The 25,258-nt window shown below is 66.1% G+C and carries 25 protein-coding genes and 1 pseudogene; 12 read left to right on the forward strand and 14 right to left on the reverse strand.

Annotated elements, in window-relative coordinates; all coding sequences use genetic code 11:
• The first annotated feature begins 13 nt into the window (after positions 1-13).
• Positions 14-412 (forward strand): type II toxin-antitoxin system HicB family antitoxin, encoded by a 399-nt coding sequence (locus tag RI03_RS00570; RefSeq protein WP_010214483.1) that lies wholly within the window; start codon positions 14-16, stop codon positions 410-412.
• Positions 413-428: 16 nt separating this feature from the next.
• Here RI03_RS00570 and RI03_RS22495 read toward each other — a convergent pair whose 3' ends face one another.
• Both RI03_RS22495 and RI03_RS00575 read right to left on the reverse strand, forming a co-directional pair.
• Positions 429-617, reverse strand: a complete 189-nt coding sequence (locus tag RI03_RS22495; RefSeq protein WP_081504181.1) for a type II toxin-antitoxin system HicA family toxin — start codon at positions 615-617, stop codon at positions 429-431.
• A gap of 13 nt (positions 618-630) precedes the next feature.
• Entirely contained in the window at positions 631-1,848 is a 1,218-nt protein-coding gene (locus tag RI03_RS00575; RefSeq protein WP_010214484.1) for a UbiH/UbiF/VisC/COQ6 family ubiquinone biosynthesis hydroxylase, read from the reverse strand.
• Positions 1,849-1,964: 116 nt separating this feature from the next.
• Here RI03_RS00575 and RI03_RS00580 point away from each other — a divergent pair, with 116 nt between their 5' ends.
• The 4 genes from RI03_RS00580 to ribA all read left to right on the forward strand — a co-directional run bounded on the left by RI03_RS00580 (position 1,965) and on the right by ribA (position 7,212).
• Positions 1,965-4,298 carry an FtsK/SpoIIIE family DNA translocase gene (locus RI03_RS00580; protein WP_010214486.1) on the forward strand — a complete coding sequence of 778 codons (2,334 nt, stop codon included), beginning with the start codon at positions 1,965-1,967 and terminating at the stop codon, positions 4,296-4,298.
• Positions 4,299-4,577: 279 nt separating this feature from the next.
• Positions 4,578-5,135: a LolA family protein gene (locus RI03_RS00585; protein WP_238542186.1), complete on the forward strand. Its 558-nt coding sequence runs from the start codon at positions 4,578-4,580 to the stop codon at positions 5,133-5,135.
• 215 nt (positions 5,136-5,350) lie between these two features.
• Entirely contained in the window at positions 5,351-6,142 is a 792-nt protein-coding gene (locus tag RI03_RS00590) for an exodeoxyribonuclease III (RefSeq protein ID WP_010161570.1), read from the forward strand.
• Positions 6,139-7,212 carry a GTP cyclohydrolase II gene (gene ribA / locus RI03_RS00595; protein ID WP_010214488.1) on the forward strand — a complete coding sequence of 358 codons (1,074 nt, stop codon included), beginning with the start codon at positions 6,139-6,141 and terminating at the stop codon, positions 7,210-7,212. The genes RI03_RS00590 and ribA overlap by 4 nt, the downstream gene beginning before the upstream one ends.
• Before the next feature lie 28 nt (positions 7,213-7,240).
• On the opposite strand, the gene RI03_RS00600 is transcribed toward ribA, so the two are convergent.
• Positions 7,241-7,903: an HAD family hydrolase gene (locus RI03_RS00600; RefSeq protein WP_010214489.1), complete on the reverse strand. Its 663-nt coding sequence runs from the start codon at positions 7,901-7,903 to the stop codon at positions 7,241-7,243.
• Positions 7,900-8,568 (reverse strand): YggS family pyridoxal phosphate-dependent enzyme, encoded by a 669-nt coding sequence (locus RI03_RS00605; RefSeq protein WP_010214490.1) that lies wholly within the window; start codon positions 8,566-8,568, stop codon positions 7,900-7,902. The genes RI03_RS00600 and RI03_RS00605 overlap by 4 nt, the downstream gene beginning before the upstream one ends.
• Before the next feature lie 22 nt (positions 8,569-8,590).
• Here RI03_RS00605 and RI03_RS00610 point away from each other — a divergent pair, with 22 nt between their 5' ends.
• Complete coding sequence (locus RI03_RS00610; RefSeq protein ID WP_051007217.1) at positions 8,591-9,196, forward strand: thiamine phosphate synthase; 606 nt, start codon at positions 8,591-8,593, stop codon at positions 9,194-9,196.
• 109 nt (positions 9,197-9,305) lie between these two features.
• Here the strand turns inward: RI03_RS00610 and RI03_RS00615 are convergent, their stop codons facing one another.
• On the reverse strand, positions 9,306-10,034 hold the full coding sequence (locus tag RI03_RS00615) for a hypothetical protein (RefSeq protein ID WP_443208542.1): 729 nt from the start codon (positions 10,032-10,034) through the stop codon (positions 9,306-9,308).
• A gap of 237 nt (positions 10,035-10,271) precedes the next feature.
• Here RI03_RS00615 and RI03_RS00620 point away from each other — a divergent pair, with 237 nt between their 5' ends.
• Genes RI03_RS00620 through RI03_RS00635 form a run of 4 tightly spaced genes read left to right on the forward strand, consistent with a single transcriptional unit; the run spans position 10,272 to position 14,825 of the window.
• Positions 10,272-10,721 carry a DUF3576 domain-containing protein gene (locus RI03_RS00620; protein ID WP_010161564.1) on the forward strand — a complete coding sequence of 150 codons (450 nt, stop codon included), beginning with the start codon at positions 10,272-10,274 and terminating at the stop codon, positions 10,719-10,721.
• Between the two features lie 13 nt (positions 10,722-10,734).
• Complete coding sequence (gene leuS, locus RI03_RS00625; protein WP_010214492.1) at positions 10,735-13,287, forward strand: leucine--tRNA ligase; 2,553 nt, start codon at positions 10,735-10,737, stop codon at positions 13,285-13,287.
• The gene (lptE, locus tag RI03_RS00630) at positions 13,284-13,787 is read left to right on the forward strand and encodes an LPS assembly lipoprotein LptE (protein ID WP_010214493.1); all 504 of its coding nucleotides are present in this window, start codon (positions 13,284-13,286) and stop codon (positions 13,785-13,787) included. The genes leuS and lptE overlap by 4 nt, the downstream gene beginning before the upstream one ends.
• A gap of 21 nt (positions 13,788-13,808) precedes the next feature.
• A complete protein-coding gene (locus RI03_RS00635; protein WP_010214494.1) occupies positions 13,809-14,825 on the forward strand; it encodes a DNA polymerase III subunit delta in 1,017 nt (338 codons plus the stop codon).
• A 36-nt stretch (positions 14,826-14,861) separates the two neighbouring features.
• Here RI03_RS00635 and RI03_RS00640 read toward each other — a convergent pair.
• The 6 genes and pseudogenes from RI03_RS00640 to RI03_RS00665 form a co-directional block, all read right to left on the reverse strand.
• Positions 14,862-15,760 (reverse strand): annotated as a pseudogene (locus RI03_RS00640) (ParB/RepB/Spo0J family partition protein).
• Positions 15,757-16,563 (reverse strand): ParA family protein, encoded by an 807-nt coding sequence (locus RI03_RS00645; protein WP_010161558.1) that lies wholly within the window; start codon positions 16,561-16,563, stop codon positions 15,757-15,759. The pseudogene RI03_RS00640 and the gene RI03_RS00645 overlap by 4 nt, the downstream one beginning before the upstream one ends.
• The gene (rsmG, locus tag RI03_RS00650) at positions 16,560-17,171 is read right to left on the reverse strand and encodes a 16S rRNA (guanine(527)-N(7))-methyltransferase RsmG (protein WP_010214497.1); all 612 of its coding nucleotides are present in this window, start codon (positions 17,169-17,171) and stop codon (positions 16,560-16,562) included. Before rsmG ends, RI03_RS00645 begins: the two co-directional genes overlap by 4 nt.
• On the reverse strand, positions 17,168-19,012 hold the full coding sequence (gene mnmG, locus RI03_RS00655; RefSeq protein WP_010214499.1) for a tRNA uridine-5-carboxymethylaminomethyl(34) synthesis enzyme MnmG: 1,845 nt from the start codon (positions 19,010-19,012) through the stop codon (positions 17,168-17,170). The genes rsmG and mnmG overlap by 4 nt, the downstream gene beginning before the upstream one ends.
• A 55-nt stretch (positions 19,013-19,067) precedes the next feature.
• Complete coding sequence (gene mnmE / locus RI03_RS00660) at positions 19,068-20,357, reverse strand: tRNA uridine-5-carboxymethylaminomethyl(34) synthesis GTPase MnmE (RefSeq protein ID WP_010214500.1); 1,290 nt, start codon at positions 20,355-20,357, stop codon at positions 19,068-19,070.
• Positions 20,358-20,360: 3 nt separating this feature from the next.
• Positions 20,361-20,585 carry a DUF6489 family protein gene (locus RI03_RS00665; RefSeq protein WP_010161553.1) on the reverse strand — a complete coding sequence of 75 codons (225 nt, stop codon included), beginning with the start codon at positions 20,583-20,585 and terminating at the stop codon, positions 20,361-20,363.
• 49 nt (positions 20,586-20,634) lie between these two features.
• Here RI03_RS00665 and RI03_RS00670 point away from each other — a divergent pair, with 49 nt between their 5' ends.
• Complete coding sequence (locus tag RI03_RS00670) at positions 20,635-21,114, forward strand: methylated-DNA--[protein]-cysteine S-methyltransferase (protein WP_010214501.1); 480 nt, start codon at positions 20,635-20,637, stop codon at positions 21,112-21,114.
• A gap of 26 nt (positions 21,115-21,140) precedes the next feature.
• On the opposite strand, the gene rho is transcribed toward RI03_RS00670, so the two are convergent.
• The 3 genes from rho to hemE all read right to left on the reverse strand — a co-directional run bounded on the left by rho (position 21,141) and on the right by hemE (position 24,107).
• On the reverse strand, positions 21,141-22,397 hold the full coding sequence (gene rho, locus RI03_RS00675) for a transcription termination factor Rho (RefSeq protein ID WP_010161551.1): 1,257 nt from the start codon (positions 22,395-22,397) through the stop codon (positions 21,141-21,143).
• 178 nt (positions 22,398-22,575) lie between these two features.
• Positions 22,576-23,034 (reverse strand): CopD family protein, encoded by a 459-nt coding sequence (locus RI03_RS00680; protein WP_026046339.1) that lies wholly within the window; start codon positions 23,032-23,034, stop codon positions 22,576-22,578.
• A complete protein-coding gene (gene hemE / locus RI03_RS00685; protein ID WP_010214503.1) occupies positions 23,034-24,107 on the reverse strand; it encodes a uroporphyrinogen decarboxylase in 1,074 nt (357 codons plus the stop codon). Before hemE ends, RI03_RS00680 begins: the two co-directional genes overlap by 1 nt.
• A gap of 294 nt (positions 24,108-24,401) precedes the next feature.
• Here hemE and RI03_RS00690 point away from each other — a divergent pair, with 294 nt between their 5' ends.
• Positions 24,402-25,229, forward strand: a complete 828-nt coding sequence (locus RI03_RS00690) for a pyruvate, water dikinase regulatory protein (protein WP_010161548.1) — start codon at positions 24,402-24,404, stop codon at positions 25,227-25,229.
• The last annotated feature ends 29 nt before the right edge of the window (positions 25,230-25,258 follow it).

Consider the following 25,258-nt stretch of genomic DNA (forward strand, 5'->3'; position numbering starts at 1 on the left):
AGGAGCTGTTTCGATGGCTATCGTTGTTTACCCCGCCATCGTGGAACGCGCTCAGGAGGGCTTCAGCGTCTTCTTCCCCGACCTGCCGGGATGCACGTCAGCCGGTGCCACGATCCAGCAGGCGGCGCTTGCGGCAGAAGAGGCGCTGTCCGGGCATCTGCTGGTATCTGCGGACCATGGCGATCCGGTCGCCGACCCGACGCCGCTGGATACGCTCGAGCGGGACCCGGAAGTCGAGGAAGTCGCGCGGATATTGGTCCGATCGGACCGTCCGGGTCGATCGGTGCGGCTGAATATTACGCTGGACGAGGGCCTGGTGGCGGCGATCGACCGCGTTGCGACCAATCGATCCGGCTTTCTGGCTGAGGCAGCGCGCCATGAGCTGGCGGCGCGGAAAGCCACCTTGCGTTGATCGCCGCACGACCGACCTACCGCAACTTCACCCCGCTTTGCTTTTCGATGCTCTTCAGCGTGCCGATCGCGAGGTCGGATTTGGGATGCGGTACGGTGACGGTCCCCGGCTTGGTCGGATGCCGAAACTGGATGTGGCTGCCTTCCTGACGGACCGGCGCCCAGCCATCCTGCTTGAGCCGCGCGATGACATCCCTGCTCCTGATGCGACCGCCCCCCTTAAACCATCATCCCCTGCAGCAGCTTCGGCACATCCCCGCTCTCGCCGCGCGCCTCGGCGATGAAGCGGCGCTTGAGCGGCGGCATCTTCTGCACCGCGGACAGGCCGAATCGCCGCACCGCATTGGCGGTCTTGCCCTTCACGCCGAACAGCCGCGTCAGCCCGTCGGTCGCGACCGAGACCATCAGCGTGTCGAGGCTCCGCCACCGGTCGTAGCGCGCGAGCAGCGCGGGATCGCCCAAATCGAGCCCGCTGCGCTTGCCCTCGACCAGCACCTCGACCAGCGTCGCCACGTCGCGGAAGCCGACGTTGACCCCCTGCCCCGCGATCGGGTGAATCCCGTGCGCCGCATCGCCGACCAGCGCGAGCCGGTTCGACACGATCTTCGCGGCATGATGAAAACCGAGCGGATAGCTCGACCGCGCGCCCAACGGCCCGAGCTTGCCGAGGAACCCGCCGATTCGCTTGTCCGCCTCGGCGAGCCAGCCACGGTCGGACAGCTTCATCATCCCCGGCGCCTGGTCGCGCGTGACCGACCAGACGATGCATGAGCGATGCCCCTGCGCGTCGTCGTTGAGCGGCAGGATCGCGAACGGGCCGTCGGGATAGAAAATCTCGAACGCGATGTTCTCGTGGCTATGCTCGTGGTGCAGCGACGTCACGATCGCCGCATTGTCATAGGTCCAGCGCGCGACGTTGAGCCCCGCCGCCTCGCGCGTCGGCGAATTGCGCCCTTCCGCCGCGATCAGCAGCGGCGCGCGAATCACCGCGCCCGAATCGAGCGTCACGGTGACGCCGGAGGCTGCGCGATCGACCGATACCGCGCGCGTCTTCATCCGCACGTCGACGTTCTTCGCGCCCGATGCCGTCTCGAACAGCGCAGCGCGTAGCCGCCGGTTCTCGACCATATGGCCAAGTGCCTCCTCGCTCGAATCGGGTTCGAAATCGAGCGCGCCGGGTTCGAGCCCGTCGCTCACCCGGATCCCCTTGATCGGGCAGGCGATTGGCGCGACTTTCTCGGCCACGCCGATCGCGCCGAGCATCCGCCACGGTGCCCCCGCAATCGCCGAGGCGCGCCCGTCGAACCCTGCTGCGAGGATGACCTCGGGGTCCGCAATGTCGATGACGATCGCCGACATGTTGTGCGCATCGAGCGCCACCGCGAGCGCGCTGCCGACGAGTCCACCGCCGAGAATGATGACGTCTGCTGTATCCATGCCTAGTCTGTAAGCCTCTCGCGCGACGCTGCCAATCGCGGAAAACTTGACGCGACCGCGTGGGCGAGCGATGAATCCAAGGGCACAGACAGCGAACATCGGGAAGACATTGCATCATGGCGAGCCAAGCGCAGCCACCGCTCTGGCGTGAGACGGTCAAGGCAGGCGCCGTGCGCAGCGGCGCGCTGCTCGGCGCGTTCACGCTGCTTACGCTCGTCGTGCTGATGGTGATCGTCATCGCAAGCTATCACGCGAGCGATCCGTCGCTCAACACCGCCTCGGCGGGTCCGGCGCACAATTGGCTCGGGCGTCCCGGCGCGCTCGTCGCGGATGCGGCGTTCTGGGTCTTCGGCCCGGCGGTGGTGCTGCTGCTACCGACGCTACTGCTGATCGCGCTGCGGTTGTGGCGCGACGTGCCGGTCGGGCGCTGGCGCCGGATGCTGCTCGCGTCGACGGGCGGGACTCTGCTCGCCGGAACGACGTTCGGGCTGGTGTCGGGCGCGGCGGTCGCGTGGTTGCCGGCGGGGTATGGCGGCGTATTCGGGCTTGCCTTGTCCAATCTGCTGCGGCTCGCGATCGGGCTGATCGGCGATCCGGTCGCGATCCTGTGGACGACACGCGGGATCGCGACGGCGTTCGGGATCGCCGCGCTGGTGCTGTGGGCGTACAGCTTCACGATCGACATGGCCGAGCGCACGCTGCGGATCCCGCAAATCGCCAGGCGGTTGAGCGACGCACGGCGCGAACGCGCGGCAATCGCCGGGTTCGACGACGATGACGGCATGGAGGACGCCGAAGACGACGCCAAGCCCGCGCGCAAGGTCTCGATGCCGCGCGCGGTCGCAGCGCCCGATCCGCGCCCCGGCCCGGTGATCTCGGACCGCCAGATCGCGCAATCCCCCCCGCGCCCGCGGACGCAACAGACCTCGCTCGATCTTGGCGACAACACGCAGCTTCCGCCGCTCGACCTGCTGATCCCGACCCCGCCAGCGCCGGGCGGGCAGATCGACAAGGCAGCACTCGAACGCAATGCGCGGCTGCTCGAGACGGTGCTCGACGATTTCCACGTCAAGGGATCGATCATTAACGTCCGCCCCGGCCCGGTCGTCACGATGTACGAGCTCGAACCCGCGAGCGGAATCAAGGCGAGCCGCGTGATCCAGCTCGCCGACGATATCGCGCGCAACATGTCCGCGGTGTCGGCGCGCGTCGCGACGATCCCCGGGCGCACCGTGATCGGGATCGAACTCCCCAACGTCCGCCGCGAGATGGTGGGCCTGCACGAACTGATCGGGTCGCAGACCTTCGAGGATCAGTCCGCGTCGCTCCCGCTGGTGCTCGGCAAGAACATCGCGGGCGATCCCGTCATCGCGGATCTCGCGCCGATGCCGCATCTGCTCGTCGCGGGCACCACCGGCTCGGGCAAGTCGGTCGGGCTCAACTGCATGATCCTGTCGCTGCTGTACCGATTGAAGCCCGACCAGTGCAAAATGATCATGATCGATCCCAAGATGCTCGAACTGAGCATGTATGACGACATACCGCATCTGCTCTCGCCGGTCGTGACCGATCCCGCCAAGGCGGTTCGCGCGCTCAAATGGGCGGTCGAGCAGATGGAGGATCGCTATCGCCAGATGTCGTCCATGGGCGTGCGCAGCCTCGCCAGCTTCAACGAGAAGGTGAAGACCGCCAAGGCCAAGGGCCAGCCGCTCGGGCGCAAGGTCCAGTGCGGCTATTCCGAGACGGGCCAGCCGATCTACGAGGAAGAAACACTCGATTATCAGGTGCTGCCGCAGATCGTCGTGATCGTCGACGAGCTTGCCGACCTGATGATGACCGCGGGCAAGGAAGTCGAATTCCTGATCCAGCGGCTTGCGCAAAAGGCGCGCGCGGCGGGCATTCACCTCATCATGGCGACGCAGCGCCCGTCGGTCGACGTCATCACCGGCGTGATCAAGGCGAACCTGCCGACGCGAATCAGCTTCCACGTCACCTCGAAGATCGATTCGCGCACCATCCTCGGCGAACAGGGCGCGGAGCAGCTGCTCGGCAAGGGCGACATGCTCTACATGCCCGGCGGCAAGGGGATCGTCCGCGTGCACGGCCCGTTCGTGTCGGACGACGAAGTCCGCGCGGTCGCCGATCACTGGCGCGCGCAGGGGCAGCCCGATTACATCCAGTCGGTCACCGAGGAGCCAGAGGAGAGCTTCGCGCTCGACGGCGCGCCGACCGGCGAGGACAGCAAGGAAGACCAGCAATATCGCGCCGCGGTGCAGCTCGTGTGCGAGAGCCAGAAGGCGTCGACCTCGTGGGTCCAGCGGCAGTTGCGCGTCGGGTATAACAATGCCGCACGGCTGATCGAGCGGATGGAGAAGGATGGCGTGGTGAGCCGGCCCGATCATGTCGGACGGCGCGAGGTGTTGCGGGACCGGGATGGGCATCCGGTTTGAGGGGTCGCCGGCGGTTCACGGCGCGTTCAAGCGCGCGCTGGCTTTAAATGTTGATCGTTCAGCAAGCGTGCGCTTCCCCGGCGAAGGCCGGGGCCCAGGAGCGAGCGGATAGAAGCGGGTGCTGCGCGCGTTACCTTGGCCAGCTCTACTGGGCCCCGGCCTTCGCCGGGGAAGCACAGCCGTTAAAACCGGGGAGCCCTGCTCCCCGCGTCAGGAGAATCCTTCGTGTCGTTTCGCTACGCCCTTCTCGTTCCGTTCCTCGCCGCCCCCGGACTCGCGATGGCAGCGCCGTCCGCCGACCTGACGCTGGTGCAGAAGCACCTCCAGGCGGTCAAATCGATGACCGCCGACTTCGCGCAGGCCGATCGCGCGGGCAAGGTGCTGACCGGCACGCTGACGCTCAAGCAGCCCGGCAAGATCCGCTTTCAATATGAAAAGGGCGTGCCGATCCTGATCGTCGCCGATGGCAAGTCGCTTTGGTTTCTCGATTATTCGGTCGGCCAAAAGCAACGCTGGCCAATCGGCGGGTCGCCGCTGGGAATCCTGCTCGATCCGTCGCGCGACATGAGCGCGATCGCGACCGTCGTCCCGACCGGCAATCCCGAGCTTGTCTCGGTCGATGCCGCCGACCCCAAGCATCCCGAATATGGCCGGATCAACCTGGTTTTCAAACGCAATGCCGCCGCGCCCAACGGGCTGATGCTGCAGGGTTGGGTCACGCTCGATTCGCAGAACAACCGGACGACGGTCAAGCTGTCCAACCAGAAGTTCAACGGCGCGATCGCGGACAATGCCTTCCGCTTCAATGATCCGACGCGAAACACGGGAAAAAAGTGAGCCCATTCATATTGGCGACAGGTTGGCAACGCTAAACGCGGTCCTGCGGATGTGGGGCGGACCGGGATTTTTCCCCCTGTTGCCCGGACGCATCACTTCCCGCCTGCGTGACGAACGCTAGGTCGGCCCTCGCTCCATGCCCCCGGAGCGGGGGCCTTTCTGTATGCGCCTACCGCCGACTGGCGTTGCCGGATCGGCGCGGCTACACACTCCGGATGACGACCCTGAAGATCGTTTCGTGGAATATCAATTCGGTGCGGTTCCGCATCGAGATCGTCGAGCGTTTCCTGCGCGAGGCCGACCCCGATATCCTGTGCCTGCAGGAAACCAAGGTGATCGACGGCGACTTCCCGCTCGCCGCGTTCCGTGCGCTCGGATACAAGCATATCGTGCTCCACGGCCAGCGGATGCACCACGGCGTCGCGATCCTGTCGCGCGTTCCGCTCGCGGAGGACGACCGGTTCGACTGGCAGGCGAACAAGGAAGCGCGGCATGTCGGCGTCCGGCTCGAAAACGGCATGCGGATCGAGAACGTCTACGTTCCCGCCGGCGGCGACGTACCCGACCGCGAGGTGAACCCCAAGTTCGGGCAGAAGCTCGATTTTCTCGACCGGATGATCGACTGGTCGACCACGCTCGACGGACCCACGCTGCTGGTGGGCGATTTCAACATCGCACCGCTCCCCTCGGACGTGTGGGGGCACAAGCAGTTGCTCGGCGTCGTCAGCCACACCCCGATCGAGGTCGACACGCTCGACCGGCTCAAGGCGTCGAACAGCTGGGTCGATCTCGGGCGGCACTTCCACCCCGCCCCCGCGCGGCTGCACACCTGGTGGAGCTACCGCTCGGCGGACTGGACGGTCAACGATCGCGGGCGGCGGCTCGACCATATGTGGGCGACCGCGGACGTTGCGGCCACGGCGGTTCGGCACCATGTGTATGAGGAATGCCGCAGCTGGCTGAAACCCTCCGACCATGTGCCGATCATGACCGAATTTTCCCTGTGACCCACACGACCGGGGACGCGCACAAGACCGCGCTCGCGATCGACGCGCTGCGCCGCGGCTGGCCGATCGCGATTGCGGGCCGCGACGGCACGCTCGCGCTGCTGCCGATCGAAACCGCGGACCCGGTGCGGCTCGCGGCGTTCGATCCTGCGGGGCACGCGCCCGTGCTGCTGTCGGCGGGGCGCGCGGCGACGCTCAAGCTCGCCAACCAGCGCGAGGCGGCGGAGCCGGAGTCCCCCGTGCTGGTCGAACGCGCGCCGTGGCTTGATTTCGCGATGGCGACCGCGCTTTCGGATCCGCAATTCGATCTCGACACCCCGTTCAAGGGCCCGTTCCGCGCGATCGCGCTCCCCGCGCACGACGCCGCCACCGCCGCGCTGACGCTCGCGCGGATCGGCGGGATGCTCCCCGCCTTCTTCGCGATCCCCGGCGAGCAGGCGGCGCTGGTGCTCACCCCCACGGATATCGTCGCGCATGAGGATGCCGCGCGACTCGCGATCGCGACACGCGCGCATCTCCCCGTCGCAGACGCCGAGGATGCCGAGATCGTTGCGTTCCGCACCCCCGAAATGCCCGGCGAACATGTCGCGCTGCTGATCGGCATTCCCGATGGGCGGGCGCCGCTGGTCCGGCTTCACAGCGAATGCCTGACGGGCGACGTACTCGGCAGCCTGAAGTGCGATTGCGGCCCGCAGCTCGACGGCGCGATCCGCGCGATCCGCGAGAGCGGCTGGGGAATCCTGCTGTACCTGCGCCAGGAAGGCCGCGGGATCGGGCTGATCAACAAGCTGCGCGCCTATGCGCTGCAGGACCAGGGGTTCGATACGGTGGATGCGAACACGCGGCTCGGCTTCGCGGTCGATTCGCGCAATTTCGCGGTGGCGGCGCGGATGCTCGACCTGCTGGGGCAAACGCAGGTGCGGTTGCTGACCAACAACCCGCAGAAGGTCGCGCAACTCGAGGCGGCGGGAATCGCGGTGTCGGAACGCGTGCCGCACATCCTGCCGGCGAACCCGCATAACGAACGCTATCTCGCGACAAAGCGCGATCGGACCGGGCACCAGTTCTAGGGCGTGCCCCCCGCGGAATGCGGTTGCATCACTCCAGCAACAGCAGGACCTCGCCAAAATTCTTTGCGATATCATGCACCCCGATCGCGCGCAGCCGGTCCGCATGGTCCGGCCCGCAGTGCGAACCGCCGACAAATCCGATGACATGCCCGCCAGACGCCACCGCCCCCGTAGCGCCCACCGGAGAATCCTCGAGGATCGCGCAACGCGTGATATCGACGCTGATCGCCTTGGCCGCATGCAGATACAGGTCGGGTGCGGGCTTGCCGTTGGTGACATGCTCCTTGCCCGAATAGATATGGTCGCCGAACGCGTCCTCGAGCCCGATATGCGCGAGATGCCGTTTGATCCATTCGGTCGAGCTCGACGAGGCGATCGCCTTGGGAAGATCGAACGGCAACCCCTGGATGAACCGCACCGCACCCTCGACCGCGCCGACACCCTCACGGAGCGCGCGCGCATCCTCGGCCGCGCGCATCGTGTGGAAATCCTCAGGGAGCGGCCGGTCGATCCATTGCTCGAGCGCGCCGATGAAATGCTGCCCCGACAGCCCCATGAAATTGGCGTAGCTGTCCTCGGGCGTGGTCGGATGTCCGATTCCGGTCAGATATTCCGCGATCTGGCGGTTGCCGACCGCTTCGCTCTCGATCAGCACTCCGTCGAAATCGAAAATCAGGCCATCGAACTTCATTTGCGCGCTCCGAAAAGGGCGGTGCCGACGCGGACATGCGTCGCGCCCAGCATCACCGCGGTGTCATAATCGCCCGACATCCCCATCGAGAGGCCGTCGAGCCCATGGTCGCGCGCCAGCTTGGCGAGCAACGCAAAATACGGAGCGGCCTCGGTCTCGACCGGGGGCACCGCCATCAATCCGGCGAGCGGCAGGCCCGCATCGCGCGCGGCGGTGATCAGCCCGGGAAGATCGGCAATTGCGCACCCACCCTTCTGGTCCTCATGCCCGATATTGACCTGGAGGAAGCACGCGGGCCGCTTGCCGAGCTTGTCGATCGCACGTCCCAGCGCAGTGACCAGCGACAGCCGGTCGACCGAATGGATCGCGTCAAACAACGCGACCGCATCCTCCGCCTTGTTCGATTGCAATTGCCCGACGAGATGCACCTGCGCGTCCGGGAATGCTTCACGGAGCGCAGGCCATTTGCCCTGCGCCTCCTGCACGCGATTCTCGCCGAACACGCGCTGGCCCGCGTCGAGCAGCGGGAGGATCTCCTCGGGCGGCTTGGTCTTGGAAACCGCGATCAGCGTGACGGACTCGGGCTTGCGGCCGGCAAGCTCGGCGGCATGCGCGATGCTGGTGGAAACGGCGGCAAGCCGTGTGGTGGGGTCGTCGGTGGCCATGCCGCGCGCTATAGGCGGTCGAATGGCCGTTCGTCACCCCAGCCTGTCCCATCGCCGCGCGTTTCCGGTGCTCTGGCTGATGACCGATGAGCGGATCGGGGGGCTTTTGTGCGAGGCGCTGGCGCGATTGCCGCGCGGGAGTGGGGTCGTGTTCCGCCACCATGCCACCGCCCCCGCCGAGCGCGCGGTGCTCAAGCGCCGGATTGCCGTGATCGCGCGGCGGCGGGGTCTGGTGCTGGTCGACGAAGCTTGCGCGCGAGGCCAGCCGGTACGGATCGGGCGCGCGCATTCGGTGCGCGAGGGACTTGCGGCGCGGCGCGCGGGGGCGGAAGTCGTGTTCGTCTCCCCGGTCTATCCGACGCGGACTCACCCGGGTGCGCCCACGCTGGGGCCGGTGCGCGCGGCGCGGATCGCGCGGGCGGTCGGGTTGCCGGCGATCGCGCTCGGAGGAATGAATGCCGCGCGGTTCAGACGGGTGCGCGCGCTGGGGTTTGCAGGTTGGGCCGCGATCGACGGTTTGCTCGCGTCGCCCCGACACGCGCAAAACCCCGGCGAACGTCGCCCTGGCTACGGATGTGGGCACGCTGTTGCTGCGAAGGCGGGAACCCCGGAGTCGCGCGAGACATAAGACGTTGTGTGGCTTGGCCCTGGGTTTCTGCCTCCGCAGCAACACGAACAGGGTTCTGCAGAAGCCTTCAACACGTCAGGAAGGCGGCAGACCGCAGCCTGCGCGACTCTCAGAAGCGGAACGCGGTCCCGATATATACCGCCTGGCTGTCGCGGCGGTCCTCGGTCGGCTGCTGCGTCAAGCGGTCGCGTTCGGTCTTGTAGCGAACGCCCGCAGTCACATCGAGACGACGGGTCAGCGAGTAAGACCCGCCGACGTCAAGCGCATAGGCGGGCGCATCCTCGATCAGCTTGGGGCCATTGGGCAACGGCCGGTCGGCGACCGCATTGACCCGGCCGCTGAACCGCTTGCCGGTATAGCTCACGCCGATATCCGCAGACTGGCGGCTGCCGGGCATTCCGGCGAGATCGACCTGTGCGACGTCGCCCGAGACCGCAAGCCGCTTCCAGCCCACGGCAACCCCGAGGTTATACGCGATCGGCGTCAGCGCGACGGTTGCGACCGGGATCGGCGACGCACGATCCGCCCGCGCGATCACACCGCGGACGCTGCGCGCCTGCACCGCGACCGTCACCGCACGGCTGCCTTCACGGCGCGTGTCGGACGGGGTGAAACGGAAGCCGCTGGTATCGAGACCACCGCGCGCGAACATCGCCGCGAGCCGCGGATCTGCCGACGCGGGCGTGAACGACCCGAGGCCACGCACCATCTGCGCACTGTGCCGCGGAATGATCCGCGGTGCGGGGGCATCGCTCGCGCCAAGCGCCGGAGCCACGGCGATGCCGAGGGCGACGAGCGACCCCACGGCAATCCCGGACATCCAGCGAGCAAACGACACTTCAGACCCCTTCACGTGTACCTTCGTGGCACTATCATGTTGCGAGGCGACTACCATGATTCAATCCGGTACCGCCACCATTCCGACTCATTTTTCCCGGACAGTGTCGTCCGGGCCACACTCTTTACCACCCGCGTTCTTGCACTTTCGTTACCGACGGTCGTGCTTGCGGCAAACGCGGGACATTCTATAGATATCGCCGAACCCCCGACACTCCGATTTGTTCAGGAACAGCCGATGATCCGCCGCCCCCGCACCGCGATTCTGCTTTCGCTCGCGCTCATCGCCCCGCTGACGCTCGGCGCATGCGGCCATAAGGGCGGTCGCCCGCAGAGTGCGGACCTCGCGGCATCGAAGGTCACGACGATCGGCGTCAACGCCTATCTGTGGCGCGCGAGCCTCGATACGCTGAGCTTCATGCCGTTGCTCCAGACCGATTCCAACGGCGGCGTGATCGTCACCGACTGGTATATCAACCCCGCCGCACCGACCGAGCGCGTCAAGGTGACCGTGACGATCCTCGACCAGGATCTGCGCGCGGACGGCCTGCGCGTGGCGTCGCTGCGGCAGGTCAACCAGAACGGCCAGTGGGTCGCAGCCCCGGTCCAGGCCGCGACCGTGCAGAAGCTCGAAGACATCATCCTCACGCGTGCCCGCGATCTGCGCCGCGCTGCCGTAACCCAGTAGGAATATCCGACCGATGGCGTCACGCTTCAACGCGCTGAAGGCGGACGCGGCCTGGCAGAAGGTGTGGGACGACCGCCGCACCTTCGCCGCGCGCGACGACAGCCCCAAGCCCCGTTCCTATGTGCTCGAGATGTTCCCCTATCCGTCGGGGAAGATCCACATGGGGCACGTCCGCAACTATACGATGGGTGACGTGCTCGCGCGGTTCCGCCGGATGCAGGGGATGGAAGTCCTCCACCCGATGGGCTGGGACGCATTCGGCATGCCCGCCGAGAATGCGGCGATGGAAAAGGGCGTCCATCCGGGCGGCTGGACCCGCGACAATATCGCGACGATGAAGGCGCAGCTGAAGCGGCTGGGCTTTGCGCTCGACTGGACGCGCGAACTGGCGACGTGCGAGCCTGAGTATTACGGGCACGAGCAGGCGCTGTTTCTCGAGCTGTTCCGCCATGGCTTGGTCTATCGCAAGGAAAGCTCGGTCAACTGGGATCCGGTCGACATGACCGTGCTCGCCAATGAACAGGTGATCGACGGGCGCGGCTGGCGTTCGGGCGCTTTGGTCGAGCGGCGCAAGCTGTCGCAGTGGTTCTTGAAGATCACCGATTTTGCGGACGAGCTGCTCGAAGGCTTGGGCGCGCTCGAGCATTGGCCCGACAAGGTCAAGCTGATGCAGGAAAACTGGATCGGGCGCAGCCGCGGGTTGCAGTTCCGCTTCAAGCTGTCCGACGGCGGGTCGGTCGAGGTGTTCACCACCCGCCCGGACACGATGTTCGGGTCGAGCTTCGTCGCGGTCGCGGCGGATCACCCGATCGCGCAGGCGCTCGCCGAGAATAGCCCCGAAGCCGCTGATTTCATTGCCTTGTGCAAGCGCGGCGGCACCACCGCGGCGGAGATGGACACGCAGGAGAAGCTCGGCTTCGATACCGGGCTGACCGCGCAACATCCGTTCGATCCCGACCTGCAACTGCCCGTCTTCATCGCGAACTTCGTGCTGATGGAATATGGCACCGGCGCGGTGTTCGGCGTGCCCGCGCACGACCAGCGCGATCTCGACTTCGCGCGCAAATACGATCTGCCGGTTCGGCGTGTCGTCTCCGATGGCGACGTCACCGATCCGCTGTTCACCGGAAACACCGCGTATACCGGCCCCGGCACGCTGGTGAATTCGCATTTCCTCGACGGCATGGACATCGAGGACGCCAAGCGCACCGTCATCACCCGCGCCGAGGATGGCGGCTGGGGCACCGGATCGACCGTGTTCCGCCTGCGCGACTGGGGCGTCAGCCGCCAGCGCTATTGGGGTACGCCGATCCCGATCATCCACTGCGACGCATGCGGCGCAGTGCCGGTCCCCGCGGACCAGCTCCCCGTCGTGCTGCCCGAGGACGTCAGCTTCGACATCCCCGGCAACCCGCTCGACCGGCATCCGACCTGGAAGAACGTCCCCTGTCCGTCCTGCGGAGGTGCCGCACGGCGCGAGACCGACACGCTTGATACGTTCGTCGATTCCTCCTGGTATTTCATCCGCTTCGCCAGCCAGCCCAAGGACAAGCCGTTCGACCGCGCGGTCGCCGAGCAGTGGCTGCCGGTCGCGCAATATATCGGCGGCGTGGAACATGCGATCCTCCACTTGCTCTACGCCCGCTTCTGGACGCGCGCGCTGCGGCATATCGGGATGCTCGACGTGGCGGAGCCGTTCGCGGGGCTGTTCACCCAAGGGATGGTCACGCACGAGACCTATAGCCGCCAGGTGACCGAGATCGGCACCGACGGGACCGACACGATCACCAAGCCTTTGTGGCTGTCGCTCGACGACATCGACAAGCGTGGCGACGGCTATGTCGAACGCGCGACCGGCGAGGCGGTCACGGTCGGCCGCATCGAGAAGATGTCGAAGTCGAAGAAGAACACCGTCGACCCCACCGGCATCGTCGACCAGTACGGCGCCGACGCGACGCGCTGGTTCATGCTGTCCGATTCCCCGCCCGAGCGCGACTTGCCGTGGAGCGAAAGCGGGATCGAAGGCTCGTGGCGCTTCATCCAGCGCGTCTGGCGGTTGTTCGACGGCGACAAGAGCGGCCAGTCCGGCACCGTCGACGCGCCGCTCGACCGCAAGCTCCACCAGACGATCGCGGGAATCGCGGTCGATATCGAGGCGCTCGCGTTCAACAAGGCGGTCGCCAAGCTGTTCGAGCTGGTCAATGCGATCGAACGCGCCGCCCCCTCCGCATCGCGCGACACTGCAATCGCGACGCTGATGCGCCTCGTCGCCCCGATGGCGCCGCATATCGCGGAGGAAGCCTGGGCCGCCGCAGGAAACGAAGGCCTGATCGCCGACGCACCGTGGCCCGAGGTAAACCCTGCGCTGCTGGTCGAGGACGAGGTCACCATCGCGGTGCAGATCAACGGCAAGCTGCGCGACACGCTGGTGATGCCCAAAGGGACCGCTCGTGACGTGCTCGAAGCTGCCGCGCTCGCTTCGGACAAGATCGTCCGCATCCTCGATGGCAATCCGCCACGAAAGGTGATCGTCGTGCCCGACCGTCTCGTGAACCTCGTCGCATGAAGCGCATCCTGCCGCTCGCGGTTGCCGCGCTTGCGCTGTCGGGCTGTGGCCTGCGCCCGCTCTATTCGGGCGGCAGCACCGGCACCGTCGCGACCACGCTGGCCGCGGTCGATGTCGGAGCGATCGAGGGCAAGGCCGGCTGGCTGATGGGCAATGCGCTGCGCGACCGGTTCCACAGCGGCCAGGGCACCGCGGTCCGCTATCGGCTCGAGGTCAAGCTCGACGACAAGATCATCGGGCTCGGCATCCGCCGCGACGACAGCATCTCTCGCGAACGCCGGACATTGCGCGCGCGCTACCAGCTCGTCGATCTGAGCAACGGATCGGTACTGCTCGATGCCGCAGCAGGGTCCGACGCGGGGATCGACTCGGTCGGCTCCGAATATGCGACGATCGCCGCAGAAAACAGCGCGCTCGAGCGGTTGTCGCAGATCGTCGCGGACCAGATCGTCACGCGAGTCGCGACCTATGTCGACCACGCTGACCGTGCGGCGCGCTGACGCGGCCCGGGAGCCGCGCCTGTGAAAGCCAATCTCAATCAGATTACCCGCGCAATCGATGCGGTCAGCCCCGACGTTCGGCTGTACCTGCTCTACGGCCCCGACGAAGCGGGCGCGCGCGATGTCGCCACGCGGCTGGCGCGCGCGCTCGGGCCTGAGGCGGAACGGGTCGATCTCGAACCGTCGCAGCTCAAATCGAGCCCTGGGCTGCTCGCGGACGAGGCGGCTTCGCTATCGCTGTTCGGCACCGCCCGTCATATCCGCGTCACGGGTGCGGGCGAGGAAAGCGTCGCCGCCTGCACGATGCTGCTGGCAGCCGAACGTGGCGGCAACCCGGTCGTGGTGATCTCGCCCGGGGCCAAGGCGTCGTCCGCACTGGTCAAGCTCGCCACCGCCGACCCGCGCGCGATGGTCTGCGCGTTCTACGTCCCCGATGCGGGCGAGGCAGACAAGCTCGCGACCAGTATCGCGCGCGAACAGGGGCTGCGCACGACCGGATCGACCGCCGGGCGGATCGCGGTCGCGGCCGCCGGGGACCGCGCAGTGATGACCCGCGAGCTCGAGAAGATCGCGCTATACCTCGACGCCGCCCCCGAACGCCCGCGCGAACTCGACGATGCGACGCTCGACGCGATCGGTGCGGACCTTGGCGATGCCGAAATGTCGCGCGCAATCGAAGCCGCGATCGATGGCGGCCCCGACCGACTTGCCGACGAACTCGCGCGGCTGGACGTGGCAGGAAGCTCGCCGATCCCGCTGCTGCGCCAATTGGTGCGCCGGCTGATGGCGATTTCGGAAATGCGCGCCGAGATCGACGCCGGTGCCAATGCCAACTCGCTGATCGAACGCGTCTTCTTTCGGGAACGCGCCGCCACGACGCGCGCCTTGCGGATCTGGTCTGCCCCCGCGCTCAGCGCGGCGATCGATCGTGTCCGCCGTGCGGAACGCGCGACGATGGCGCCGAACAATGCCGGCAATGTCCTGGCAGACCAGGCAATCGTCGCGGTCGCGCGGATCGCGGCGCGGCAGAACAGCTAGACGACGCTCTCACGGCTCCCGACCGGTGGGGTGCGCCTAGATGCGCTCGCCCGTCAGCCGCTGCAAACCATGTCGAGCTGGTCGAGCGTCGAATAGCTCAGCGTCAGCGTGCCGCCCTTCGGCCCGTACTGGACGCGCACCCCAAGCCCGAGCAAGTCGCCCAATTGATGCTCGAGCGCCGCGAGATCGGGGTCGCGCCCTGCCCCGTCGCTCTGCGAACGCTGGATCGGCTTGGTCGCGCGTACCAGCTTCTCGGTATCGCGCACCGAAAGCCCGCGATCGACGATCTTGTCCGCCAGCGCCTCGACATCGGGCGCGCCGATCAGCGCGCGCGCATGCCCCATCGACAGCGCGCCGTGGAGCACGCGCTCCTGCACCTGCTTGGGGAGTTCGAGCAGTCGTAACAGGTTCGCAACGTGGCTGCGCGATTTGTGGACGAGCTTGCCGAGCGCTTCCTGCGTATGCCCGAAATCCTCGATCAATCGCTGATAGGCCTCTGCCTCTTCGATCGCGTTGAGATCCTGTCGCTGGATATTCTCGACCAGCGCGACTTCCATCGTCTGCGTGTCGTCGAAATCGCGGACGATCACCGGGACTTCATGCAAACGTGCGCGCTGCGCCGCGCGCCAGCGGCGCTCGCCTGCGACGATCTGATAACCCGTCCCATGCGGCCGAACGACGATAGGCTGGATCAGCCCCCGCAACGCGATCGACTGCGTGAGCTCCTCGAGCGCGGCCTCGTCGAAATGCCGACGCGGCTGGCATGGATGAGGGGTCAGCGATCCGACCGGCAACGAGCGGATTCCCGGCGACGCCCCCGCCTGTGACCCGCCCACGGGCTCCTCGCGCGCCAGGTCGCCCATCAGGGCGTTGAGGCCACGCCCGAGGCCGGAGCGGGGCTTGGGACGGGTAGCGGGGGTGGTGGTGTCGGTCATGCGGCCCTGGCTGGCTGGGGTTCAAGGATCGGCTTTGGCGCGCCGGGCAAACGCGCGATCAGTTCGCGGGCAAGCGCGATATAGGCCTCGGACCCAAGGCACCGATGATCATAGATCAGCGCGGGAAGACCATGGCTCGGCGCTTCGGACAGGCGAACGTTGCGCGGGATCACCGTATCGAACACCACCCGACCAAGCACCGCGCGGACGTCGTTCGCGACCTGTTCGGTGAGGCGGTTGCGGCGGTCGTACATCGTCAGCGCAACCCCCATGATCGACAGGCCGGGGTTGAATCGTTCACGGATCCGCTCGACCGTATTGAGCAGTTGGCTGAGCCCCTCGAGCGCGAAGAATTCGCACTGCAGCGGGACGAGCAGCGAATTGGACGCGACCATCGCATTGAGGGTCAGCAACCCGAGCGACGGCGGGCAATCGATCAGCACGACATCCCAACGGTGATCCGACCGCGCCAGCGCCCGCGACAGACGGTGCGTGCGCTCCTCATATTCGACCAGTTCGATCTCCGCCCCCGACAGATCGACCGTTGCGGGAACGATATCGAGCAGTGGAACGACCGTCGGCACCGCAGCCGCTTCGATCGTAATTTCCCCAAGCAGGATGTCGTACGTCGAATGCGTCCGGTCGGCGCGGCTGATTCCAAGGCCCGTTGACGCGTTTCCTTGCGGATCGAGGTCGAGCAAGAGTACGCGCAGCCCGGTTGCCGCGAGCGCGGTTCCGAGATTGATGGCCGTCGTGGTCTTCCCCACCCCGCCTTTTTGATTCGCGATCGCAATGACGTTCATCGCCGTGTCACCCCTGATGCGAGTATGATCATCGACGCGGGGTCGGTGATGCTATGTTCCACGTGAAACACACCATGCCATGCCTTCTTCGCACTGGCCACCTCTTCCAGCGCGGACTTGCCCTTGGGCAGGATCCAGCGCGTCTCCGGGGTCGCAACATGCGCGCTCCAGGCGAAAAGATTGTCGAGCGACGCGACCGCACGGGCGGTGATGATATCTGCCTGGAGTGTTACCGTCTCCACGCGCGAGCACCGAACAACGACGCGGGCGTGAACCCCCACCGCGTCCGCAAGCTCGGACAGGAACGTAGCGCGGCGTCGCCGTGGTTCCACCAAGCAAACGGTATGCTCGCCCAACATAGCGAGCACCATCCCGGGAAACCCCGCCCCGCTCCCGATGTCGAGCCAAAGCCCGGTCCGTGGCGCATGATCGAGCAACTGCGCCGAGTCGACGATATGGCGGTTCCAGATCGTCTCCATCGTGGACGGCGCGATCAGGTTCTGACGCACCGCCTCAGCGGCAACATGCGCAACGAGGATGGAAAGCCGATCGACCGCAGCCGCGCCATAGCGGTCCGCGATCCAGCCTTTTGCTTCCTCTTCGGTCATGCCGCGCGCCGGCGAACGTGCAACAGGATGGCCGTCAGCGCGGCGGGCGTAATACCGCGGATCCGCCCTGCCCCGCCCAGCGTCGCTGGCCGAGCCGCATTCAGCCGCTCGATCATCTCGGTCGACAATCCGGCGATCCCCGCAAAGTCGGTCGCGTCCGGGATGAGGATCGTATCATTCGCGCGAAGCGCGCGGACCTCCTCATCCTGTCGCGCAACATAAGGGGCGTAACGCGCATCTTCCGCACCCTCGCTACGGACATCGGGCGTTACTGTGGTCGCGATATCAGGCGCGACCATATCGAGCGTCACACCAGCAACGCGGAGCCATTCCGCACCGCTTCGCAGGACCGGCGCTTGCTCGATCGGCGCACCGCGTTCCCGCAGTATTGCCGACGAAACCGGCTGTTCCAGCGCCTCAGCGACATGCGCGAGCATCTCAGACCGTCTCTCAAGTCGGTCTCGCCGGGCGGTGCTGAGACACCCGAGCCGTTCGGCGATCGGCGACAGCCGGGTCTCGGCATTGTCCGCACGCAACCGCAAGCGGAACTCCGCGCGTGCCGTAAGCATGCGATACGGCTCGGTGATCCCCTGCAACACCAGATCGTCGATCATCACGCCGAGATAGCTCGACGCCCGGTCGAGCACCAGTGTTGCGCTGCCCTGCGCCCGAGCCGCGGCGTTGATCCCAGCGATCAGCCCCTGCCCGGCGGCTTCCTCATAGCCAGTCGTACCGTTGATCTGGCCGCAGCAGAACAACCCCGGCATCGCGCGCACCTCGAGCGTCGGTGCCAGCGCCCGCGGATCGATGTGGTCATATTCAACCGCGTAACCGGGCGCGAGGATCCGTGTCTGTTCGAGCCCCGGAATCGACGCGATCATCGCTTGCTGGATATCAACCGGGAGCGATGTCGAAATCCCGTTGGGATAGATCACATGATCGTCGAGGCCCTCGGGTTCGAGGAAGATTTGATGTCCGTCGCGATCCCCGAAGCGGTGGATCTTGTCCTCGATCGATGGGCAGTAACGCGGTCCCTGCCCCGCAATGTCACCGCCGAACAGCGGCGAGCGATCGAGCCCTGCCCGGATCGCGCAATGCGTTTCCGGGCTCGTGCGCGTGATCGCGCAATGGACTTGCGGAAGCACCCGCCCCTCGGATGCGGGCGACATCGTCCAGGGGTCGTCATCGCTTGGCTGTTGTGCGAGCGCGGCCCAGTCGATCGTTCGCCCATCAAGCCGAGGCGGCGTCCCGGTCTTGAGCCGCGCCATCGGCAGCTTCGCTGCATACAGTTGCGCGGCCAGCAGGGAGGCAGCGGCCTCGCCCAACCGCCCACCGACACTTCGCTCTTCGCCGCAGAACATCCGGGCGCCGAGGAATGTCCCCGTCGCAAGGATGACCGCTGCCGCTCGCAGGTGCCTGCCGTCGGCAAGAACGACACCAGAAACCGTGTTGGCGCGTTCGAGTATCAGCGCGGCAACTTCGCCCGTTACGATCGTAAGGGAAGGCTCGGCTGACAGCATTGCCTGGATTGCCGCAGCATAGCGCCGACGATCCGACTGTACGCGCGGCCCTTGGACCGCCGCGCCTTTGCTACGATTGAGCATCCGGTAGTGAATGCCCGCCTGGTCGGTCGCGCGCGCAATGAGGCCGTCAAACGCGTCGACTTCGCGGACTAGGTGACCCTTACCGAGCCCCCCGATCGCAGGGTTGCACGACATCGCGCCGATCTTCTGCGGATCGAAGCTGACCAGCGCCGTACACGCGCCGCGCCGCGCCGCAGCGGCAGCCGCTTCGGTTCCAGCGTGACCGCCGCCAACGACGATAACATCGAACTGTTCCATGCTGCTATTCGCTAGGTCGCGCGGGCCGTGCTGTCAAAACGTTCCACGTGGAACATTACTTTCCGATGCAAAAACGCGCGAAGATAGAGTCGAGGACGTTCTCGATCCCGCTCCGCCCCGCAACGGCATCGAGGCTCAGAAGCGCTCCGCGAAGGTTCTCTGCAACAAGGAGCAGATCGGACTGTTCGATGGCCGCATGCAGATCCACGCTGCATTGCAGCAAGAGAGCGCGTTGCCGTGCGTTGACCGCAAGGCCATCCTCCTGCGGCAGCAACGTCAACGCGCGTCGTTCGATCGCGGCCCATACGAGGTCAACGCCTACACCGACCCGCGCCGCGACCGGGATACGACCATCGGGAACCACCATACGCTCGCGGTCATCCGCGCGGGAATGGATCGCCAGATAGCCGTCATCAGGTGGTGCGCCATCGTCGAGCCACACCACGATATCCGCGCCAAGGATCGCCGCCTGCGCCCGCGCGATGCCGATCTGCTCGATCTCGTCGCCCGGTGTCTCGGTTAGCCCGGCGGTATCGGTAAGCAGATAGGCGACCCCCCGTCGAACCACCGCCGCCTCGATCCGATCGCGCGTCGTCCCCGAAATCGCGGAGACGATCGCGACCTCGCGCCCGGTAAGCGCGTTGATCAGCGTCGACTTTCCGCTGTTGGGCGGCCCTGCGATGACGACCCGGATCCCGTCATGGAGCCGCTCGACCGGGGGTGCCAAAAGCAGGCGATCGATCGCGTAGGCGATGTTCGCTATTTTTGCCGTCGTCTCTGCGACCGACGCGTCGGCGACATCGTCCTCGTCCGAAAAGTCGAGCGCCGCCTCGATCGCCGCCGCGACCGCGATCAGCGCGTCGGTCCAGCGGTCGATCTCCGCGCGAAGCCCCCCTTCCGCGATCCGCAACGCCGCACGTCGCTGGGTCTCGGTCTGCGCCGCGAGCAGATCACCGAGACCTTCCGCCTCGGTCAGGTCGATCCGGCCATTGGCCAATGCGCGGCGCGTGAATTCGCCAGCATCGGCGCGCCGTGTCCCCGGCAGACCGCCGATCGCGTCCTCGACCGCGGCAACCACCGCCCGACCGCCATGCACATGGAACTCGACCAGATCCTCCCCGGTGGCCGTATCAGGACCTGGAAAGAGCAATACGATCGCACGGTCGAGCAAGGCCGAAGTGTCGGGGTGCCGCAACGCCCGCAGCGATGCGCGCCGCGGTGCCGGCACCGTATCCGCGAGCGACGCCGCCACGGTGATCGCCCCTGCCCCGCTGACCCGGATGATCGCGATCGCGGCGGGCGGCGCGCCGCTCGAGGTCGCGTAAATCGTATCGCGGTCCGACATCGTCTATTTGGTCGCGCGGTCGAACATCTGCCGCCACATCGCCATTCCGGCATCCCCCATCGGGGCCCAGCTCCGCATCATCGTCTCGATCATTTCAGGTGCTGCCGCGCCGTCCATCGATCCGGTCAGCATCGACAGATATTTTTCATGGACCGGCGCCATGTCGGGGAGGCCCATGAAGCGGCGTGCTTCCTCGGGCGTGCAATCGACTTCGACGTTGATCTTCACCGCGGCTTCTCCCCTTGAGCGGGCGAGCGCCGCGCTGCATGATGTGCCCATGTATGCGCGCGATATGGCCCGGATCGCAACGCCTGTTGGGTCCGTGACCCTGTGGGGTGATGATACGCAGATCGACGCAATCGAGATCGGTGACGAGGATCGGCCGCATGTGCCTGGCGCGTCCGTTGCGATCCGTGCGGCGGTGGAGCAATTACAAGCGTGGTTCGCGGGCGAGCGCACCGCGTTCGAAGTCCCACTTGCCCCCGCAGCGACCCTGCGCGGCCAGGCGCTTCACGACGCAATGTGCGCGATCGATTATGGCGAGACGCTGAGTTACGGGGCGCTTGCGATGGCCGCCGGCTCGAGCGCGCGCGCGATCGGGCAGGTGTGCGCGCGCAATCCCTTCCCGATCATCGTCCCGTGTCACCGCGTGCTCAATGCAGACGGCACGCTCGGCGCCTATTCGGCGGGAGCGGGCAGCCGGACCAAGGCGTGGCTGCTCGATTTCGAGGCGCGCGGGCGGCGCACGCTGCTGTAACCCGCCTGCACTCCGTTACTGCGGGATTACTGGTTCATACTTTCGAAGAAGTCTTCATTGGTCTTCGAATTCTTCATCTTGTCGAGCAGGAACTCCATCGAGTCGATCGTCCCCATCTGCATGAGGATGCGACGAAGCACCCACATCTTCGAGAGCTTGCTCTGGTCGACCAGCAACTCTTCCTTGCGCGTGCCGGACTTGCCGACGTCGAGCGCGGGGAAGATGCGCTTGTCCGCGACCTTGCGGTCGAGCACGATTTCGGAGTTACCCGTGCCCTTGAATTCCTCGAAGATCACTTCATCCATGCGGCTGCCGGTATCGATCAGCGCGGTCGCGATGATCGAGAGCGAACCGCCCTCTTCGATGTTGCGCGCGGCACCGAAGAAGCGCTTCGGACGCTGGAGTGCGTTGGCATCGACACCACCGGTCAGCACCTTGCCCGACGACGGCACGACGGTGTTGTAGGCACGGCCAAGACGCGTGATCGAGTCGAGCAGGATCACCACGTCCTTCTTGTGCTCGACCAGGCGCTTGGCCTTTTCGATGACCATTTCGGCGACCTGGACGTGGCGCGTCGCGGGTTCGTCGAAGGTCGAGCTGACCACCTCGCCCTTGACCGAGCGCTGCATGTCGGTGACTTCCTCGGGGCGTTCGTCGATCAGCAAAACGATCAGGAACACCTCGGGGTGATTGTCGGTAATCGCTTTGGCGATGTTCTGGAGCATCACCGTCTTGCCGACGCGCGGCGGCGCGACGATCAGCGTGCGCTGGCCCTTGCCCTGCGGCGAGATGATGTCGATCACGCGTGCCGACTTGTCCTTGACGGTCGGGTCGGACGGATCGAGCGTGAGCTTTTCTTCCGGATACAGCGGCGTCAGATTGTCAAAATTGACGCGGTGACGGACTGCATCGGGATCGTCGAAATTGACCGCGGTGAGGCGCACCAAGGCGAAATAGCGTTCGCCATCCTTCGGCCCGCGGATCTCGCCTTCGACCGTGTCGCCGGTGCGCAGGCCGAACTTGCGGACCTGGTTGGGCGAAATGTAAATGTCGTCGGGGCCCGCGAGATAGTTCGCCTCGGGGCTGCGCAGAAAGCCGAAGCCGTCAGGAAGCACCTCGATCGTGCCGAGGCCCATGATCTGCTCGCCCTGCTCGGCCTGGACCTTGAGGATCGCGAACATCAGGTCCTGCTTGCGCAGCGTCGACGCGCTCTCGATCCCGAGCGCCTCGGCCATCGCGACCAGCTCGGCCGGCTTCTTGTTCTTGAGATCTTTGAGATGCATTTCGGGCGTCCGGAGCATGAAGATGCGGAGGAGGAGCTTCAGTCGGCGAAGGGTACGCGACGATGCTTGAGGAAGGATATTGAAGCCGAACGGCGCGGGGCCATCGCACTACGATATCCTCGCCAGATACGACCGGGTGGCGGACGCGTCAAGCCGTGACGCATCCGCGATTCGAGACTCAGAACGGCTGGACGATCGCCAGGATCACGATGAAGGTCACCAGCACCGCTGGGATCTCGTTGATCATCCGCAGCTGGCGCCCGGTCAGCGTCGGCTTGCCCGCCGCGAGCTTGCGCGCATAGCCGACTGCCCAGCCATGATAGCCGGTTAGGATCACCACCAGCAGCAGCTTGAGATGCAGCCAACCAAGCCCCGCACCGCCCGAGAACAGCCCGGCATTGGCCGCGAGCACCAGCCCGAGCACCCACACGACGATCATCGCCGGGGTCAGGATGATGTTCCGGATCTTGGCCTCGCGCTCGACCCACAGCCCGGCGTCGCCGCCCGCGCCCGCCAGCGCTTCCTGATGATAGACGAGATAGCGCGGCAGCATGAACAGCCCCGCCATCCAGAAGATCACGAAGATCAGATGCGCTGCCTTGACCCAGAGATAGGCGTTGCCGAGCATTCCAGCCATCATGCGTTCCGTACGAAGGCGAGCAGCTGCTCGACATGCGCGATCGGCGTGTCCTGCAAGATGCCGTGGCCGAGGTTGAAGATGTGCGGGCGGCCTTCGAACGCCTTGAGGATCCGCGCCGCAGCCGCTTCGAGATCGCGACCCCCCGCGATCAGCGCGAGCGGATCGAGATTCCCCTGGACCGGCATCCCCTCGGGGAGGTTCGCTGCGGCCCATTCGGGGTTGATCGTCTCGTCGACGCCGACCGCATCGACCCCGGTTTCGCGCGCGTAGCTCGGCAATTTTTCACCGGCCCCCTTCGGAAAGCCAATCACCGGTACACCCGGGTGCCGCGTATGAAGCGCGGAAACGATCGCGGCATTCGGCGCGATCACCCAGCGTTCGAACTGCGCGGGGCTGAGGCTTCCCGACCAGCTGTCGAACAATTGCACTGCTTCGACGCCCGCCTCGATCTGTTTCGAGAGATAGTCGACGGTCGAGACTACGATCGCATCGATGATCTCGCCGAACGCCGCGGGGTCGCCGTACGCGAACCGGCGCGTCTCGCTCTGGTCGCGGCTGCCTTTGCCCGCGACCATATAGGTCGAAACCGTCCAGGGGCTGCCAGCAAAGCCGAGGAAGGTCGTTTCGGCCCCCAGCATCCTCGCAACCTGCCGGACCGTCTCATAGACCGGTTCCAGCCGTTCAGGGGCCTGTTCGAGCGACGAGAGCGCATGATCGACCAGCGGGGGAGTCAGCGCAGGCCCTTCGCCGACGCCGAAGGTGAGTCCCTGCCCGAGGGCCGCGGGGACCATCAGGATGTCGGAAAAGAGGATCGCGCCGTCGAATCCGAAGCGGCGGATTGGCTGGATCGTGACTTCAGCGGCCGCTGCGCTGTCATTGACCAGCGCGAGGAACCCGCCCTTTTCCGCACGCAACGCCCGGTATTCCGGAAGATAGCGCCCGGCCTGGCGCATCAGCCAGATCGGCGGAATGGCCTGGCGTGTGCCTTTCAGCGTCGCGAGCAGCGGTTTGAAAGGCGCCTGAGACAGCGGTCCGGATTGAGTCGATGCAGGCAGGATCGCCGTCCCCACTTCTATAAGAGTCTAGATTCTTGAAAGGTAATAGCGGTTGTTGGCCGGTGGAACCCGGGGCTTATGCAATTGTCCCCGAATTGCCAACAGCGCGCGCCGATTCACGTGGCCGATTCAGCGAGACGTCCTGCGATTCTGTCCCCATGATTCACAGCCTGTGGAAAACTTCGGGCGCTGTGCACGCGATTGTGGATAACGCTAGGCTTGTCCACCGATCCGGGCCGCTTTGCGCGGCGGCGAAGTTACGCTAGCGCTTATCCGCATGTTATCCACAGGCCTTTCCCGGGGGCGCGGTTGATGCGGCTTCATCTCCACCTGCTGTCGGATTCGACCGGCGAGACGCTCGAGAACATCGCCAAGGCGGCGCTCGCGCAATATGACGATGTCGAAACGATCCGGCATTTCTGGCCGATGGTGCGCACCGAGGCGCATCTCGAGCGGATCCTGCAGGAAATTTCGCAAAATCCGGGGCTCGTGCTGTTCACCTTGGTGAACAGCGAGACGCGCAAGACGCTCGAAACGCGCTGCCGCGCGCTCGGTCTGCCCGCAGTCGCGCCGCTCGATGGCGTGACGGGGGCGCTGTCGGGGCTGCTCGGGCAGGCCGCCAAGGCGCGGCCGGGGCGGCAGCATGTGCTCGACGCCGCCTATTTCGCGCGGGTCGACGCGATCCAGTTCACCATCGCGCATGACGACGGCATCCTGTCGGAAGACTGGGAAGAGGCTGACATCGTGCTGGCGGGTGTCTCGCGCTCGTCCAAGACGCCGACCTCGATCTATCTCGCCAACCGCGGGTTCAAGACCGCGAACATCCCGATCGTGATCGAAAGCCCGCCCCCGCTCAATCTCTACACGCTCAAGAATCCGATCGTTGTCGGGCTGACGACCAGTGCGGACCGGCTGATCCAGGTCCGTCGCAACCGGCTGCTGTCGCTCAACCAGAAGACCGAGACCGCTTATGTCGACCATGAAGCGGTGACGCGTGAAGTCGCCTATGCGCGACGGATGTTCGCGGACAATGGCTGGCCGGTGATCGACGTCACGCGGCGGTCGATCGAGGAAACCGCCGCCGCGATCATCGCGCTGGTCGGGGAACGCGGGATCGTGCCGCGGGGTGACCTGTGAGGCTGGTGCTTGCCTCGCAGAGCGCATCC

The sequence above is a fragment of the Sphingomonas sp. PAMC 26621 genome (assembly GCF_000251145.1).
In the GTDB taxonomy this organism is placed as follows: Bacteria; Pseudomonadota; Alphaproteobacteria; order Sphingomonadales; family Sphingomonadaceae; genus Sphingomonas.

What these genes read in the sequence shown, in the direction of transcription:
- RI03_RS00645 (WP_010161558.1), bottom strand. Translation starts at nt 16,563, where the DNA reads ATGAACGTCATTGCGATCGCGAATCAAAAAGGCGGGGTGGGGAAGACC.
- mnmE (WP_010214500.1), bottom strand. Translation starts at nt 20,357, where the DNA reads ATGTCGGACCGCGATACGATTTACGCGACCTCGAGCGGCGCGCCGCCC.
- RI03_RS00610 (WP_051007217.1), top strand. Translation starts at nt 8,591, where the DNA reads ATGGCCGTTCGTCACCCCAGCCTGTCCCATCGCCGCGCGTTTCCGGTG.
- RI03_RS00680 (WP_026046339.1), bottom strand. Translation starts at nt 23,034, where the DNA reads ATGGCTGGAATGCTCGGCAACGCCTATCTCTGGGTCAAGGCAGCGCAT.
- RI03_RS00620 (WP_010161564.1), top strand. Translation starts at nt 10,272, where the DNA reads ATGATCCGCCGCCCCCGCACCGCGATTCTGCTTTCGCTCGCGCTCATC.
- RI03_RS00575 (WP_010214484.1), bottom strand. Translation starts at nt 1,848, where the DNA reads ATGGATACAGCAGACGTCATCATTCTCGGCGGTGGACTCGTCGGCAGC.
- leuS (WP_010214492.1), top strand. Translation starts at nt 10,735, where the DNA reads ATGGCGTCACGCTTCAACGCGCTGAAGGCGGACGCGGCCTGGCAGAAG.
- rho (WP_010161551.1), bottom strand. Translation starts at nt 22,397, where the DNA reads ATGCATCTCAAAGATCTCAAGAACAAGAAGCCGGCCGAGCTGGTCGCG.
- RI03_RS00585 (WP_238542186.1), top strand. Translation starts at nt 4,578, where the DNA reads ATGGCAGCGCCGTCCGCCGACCTGACGCTGGTGCAGAAGCACCTCCAG.
- RI03_RS00600 (WP_010214489.1), bottom strand. Translation starts at nt 7,903, where the DNA reads ATGAAGTTCGATGGCCTGATTTTCGATTTCGACGGAGTGCTGATCGAG.
- RI03_RS00670 (WP_010214501.1), top strand. Translation starts at nt 20,635, where the DNA reads ATGTATGCGCGCGATATGGCCCGGATCGCAACGCCTGTTGGGTCCGTG.
- lptE (WP_010214493.1), top strand. Translation starts at nt 13,284, where the DNA reads ATGAAGCGCATCCTGCCGCTCGCGGTTGCCGCGCTTGCGCTGTCGGGC.
- RI03_RS00580 (WP_010214486.1), top strand. Translation starts at nt 1,965, where the DNA reads ATGGCGAGCCAAGCGCAGCCACCGCTCTGGCGTGAGACGGTCAAGGCA.
- mnmG (WP_010214499.1), bottom strand. Translation starts at nt 19,012, where the DNA reads ATGGAACAGTTCGATGTTATCGTCGTTGGCGGCGGTCACGCTGGAACC.
- RI03_RS00570 (WP_010214483.1), top strand. Translation starts at nt 14, where the DNA reads ATGGCTATCGTTGTTTACCCCGCCATCGTGGAACGCGCTCAGGAGGGC.
- RI03_RS00590 (WP_010161570.1), top strand. Translation starts at nt 5,351, where the DNA reads ATGACGACCCTGAAGATCGTTTCGTGGAATATCAATTCGGTGCGGTTC.
- RI03_RS00605 (WP_010214490.1), bottom strand. Translation starts at nt 8,568, where the DNA reads ATGGCCACCGACGACCCCACCACACGGCTTGCCGCCGTTTCCACCAGC.
- rsmG (WP_010214497.1), bottom strand. Translation starts at nt 17,171, where the DNA reads ATGACCGAAGAGGAAGCAAAAGGCTGGATCGCGGACCGCTATGGCGCG.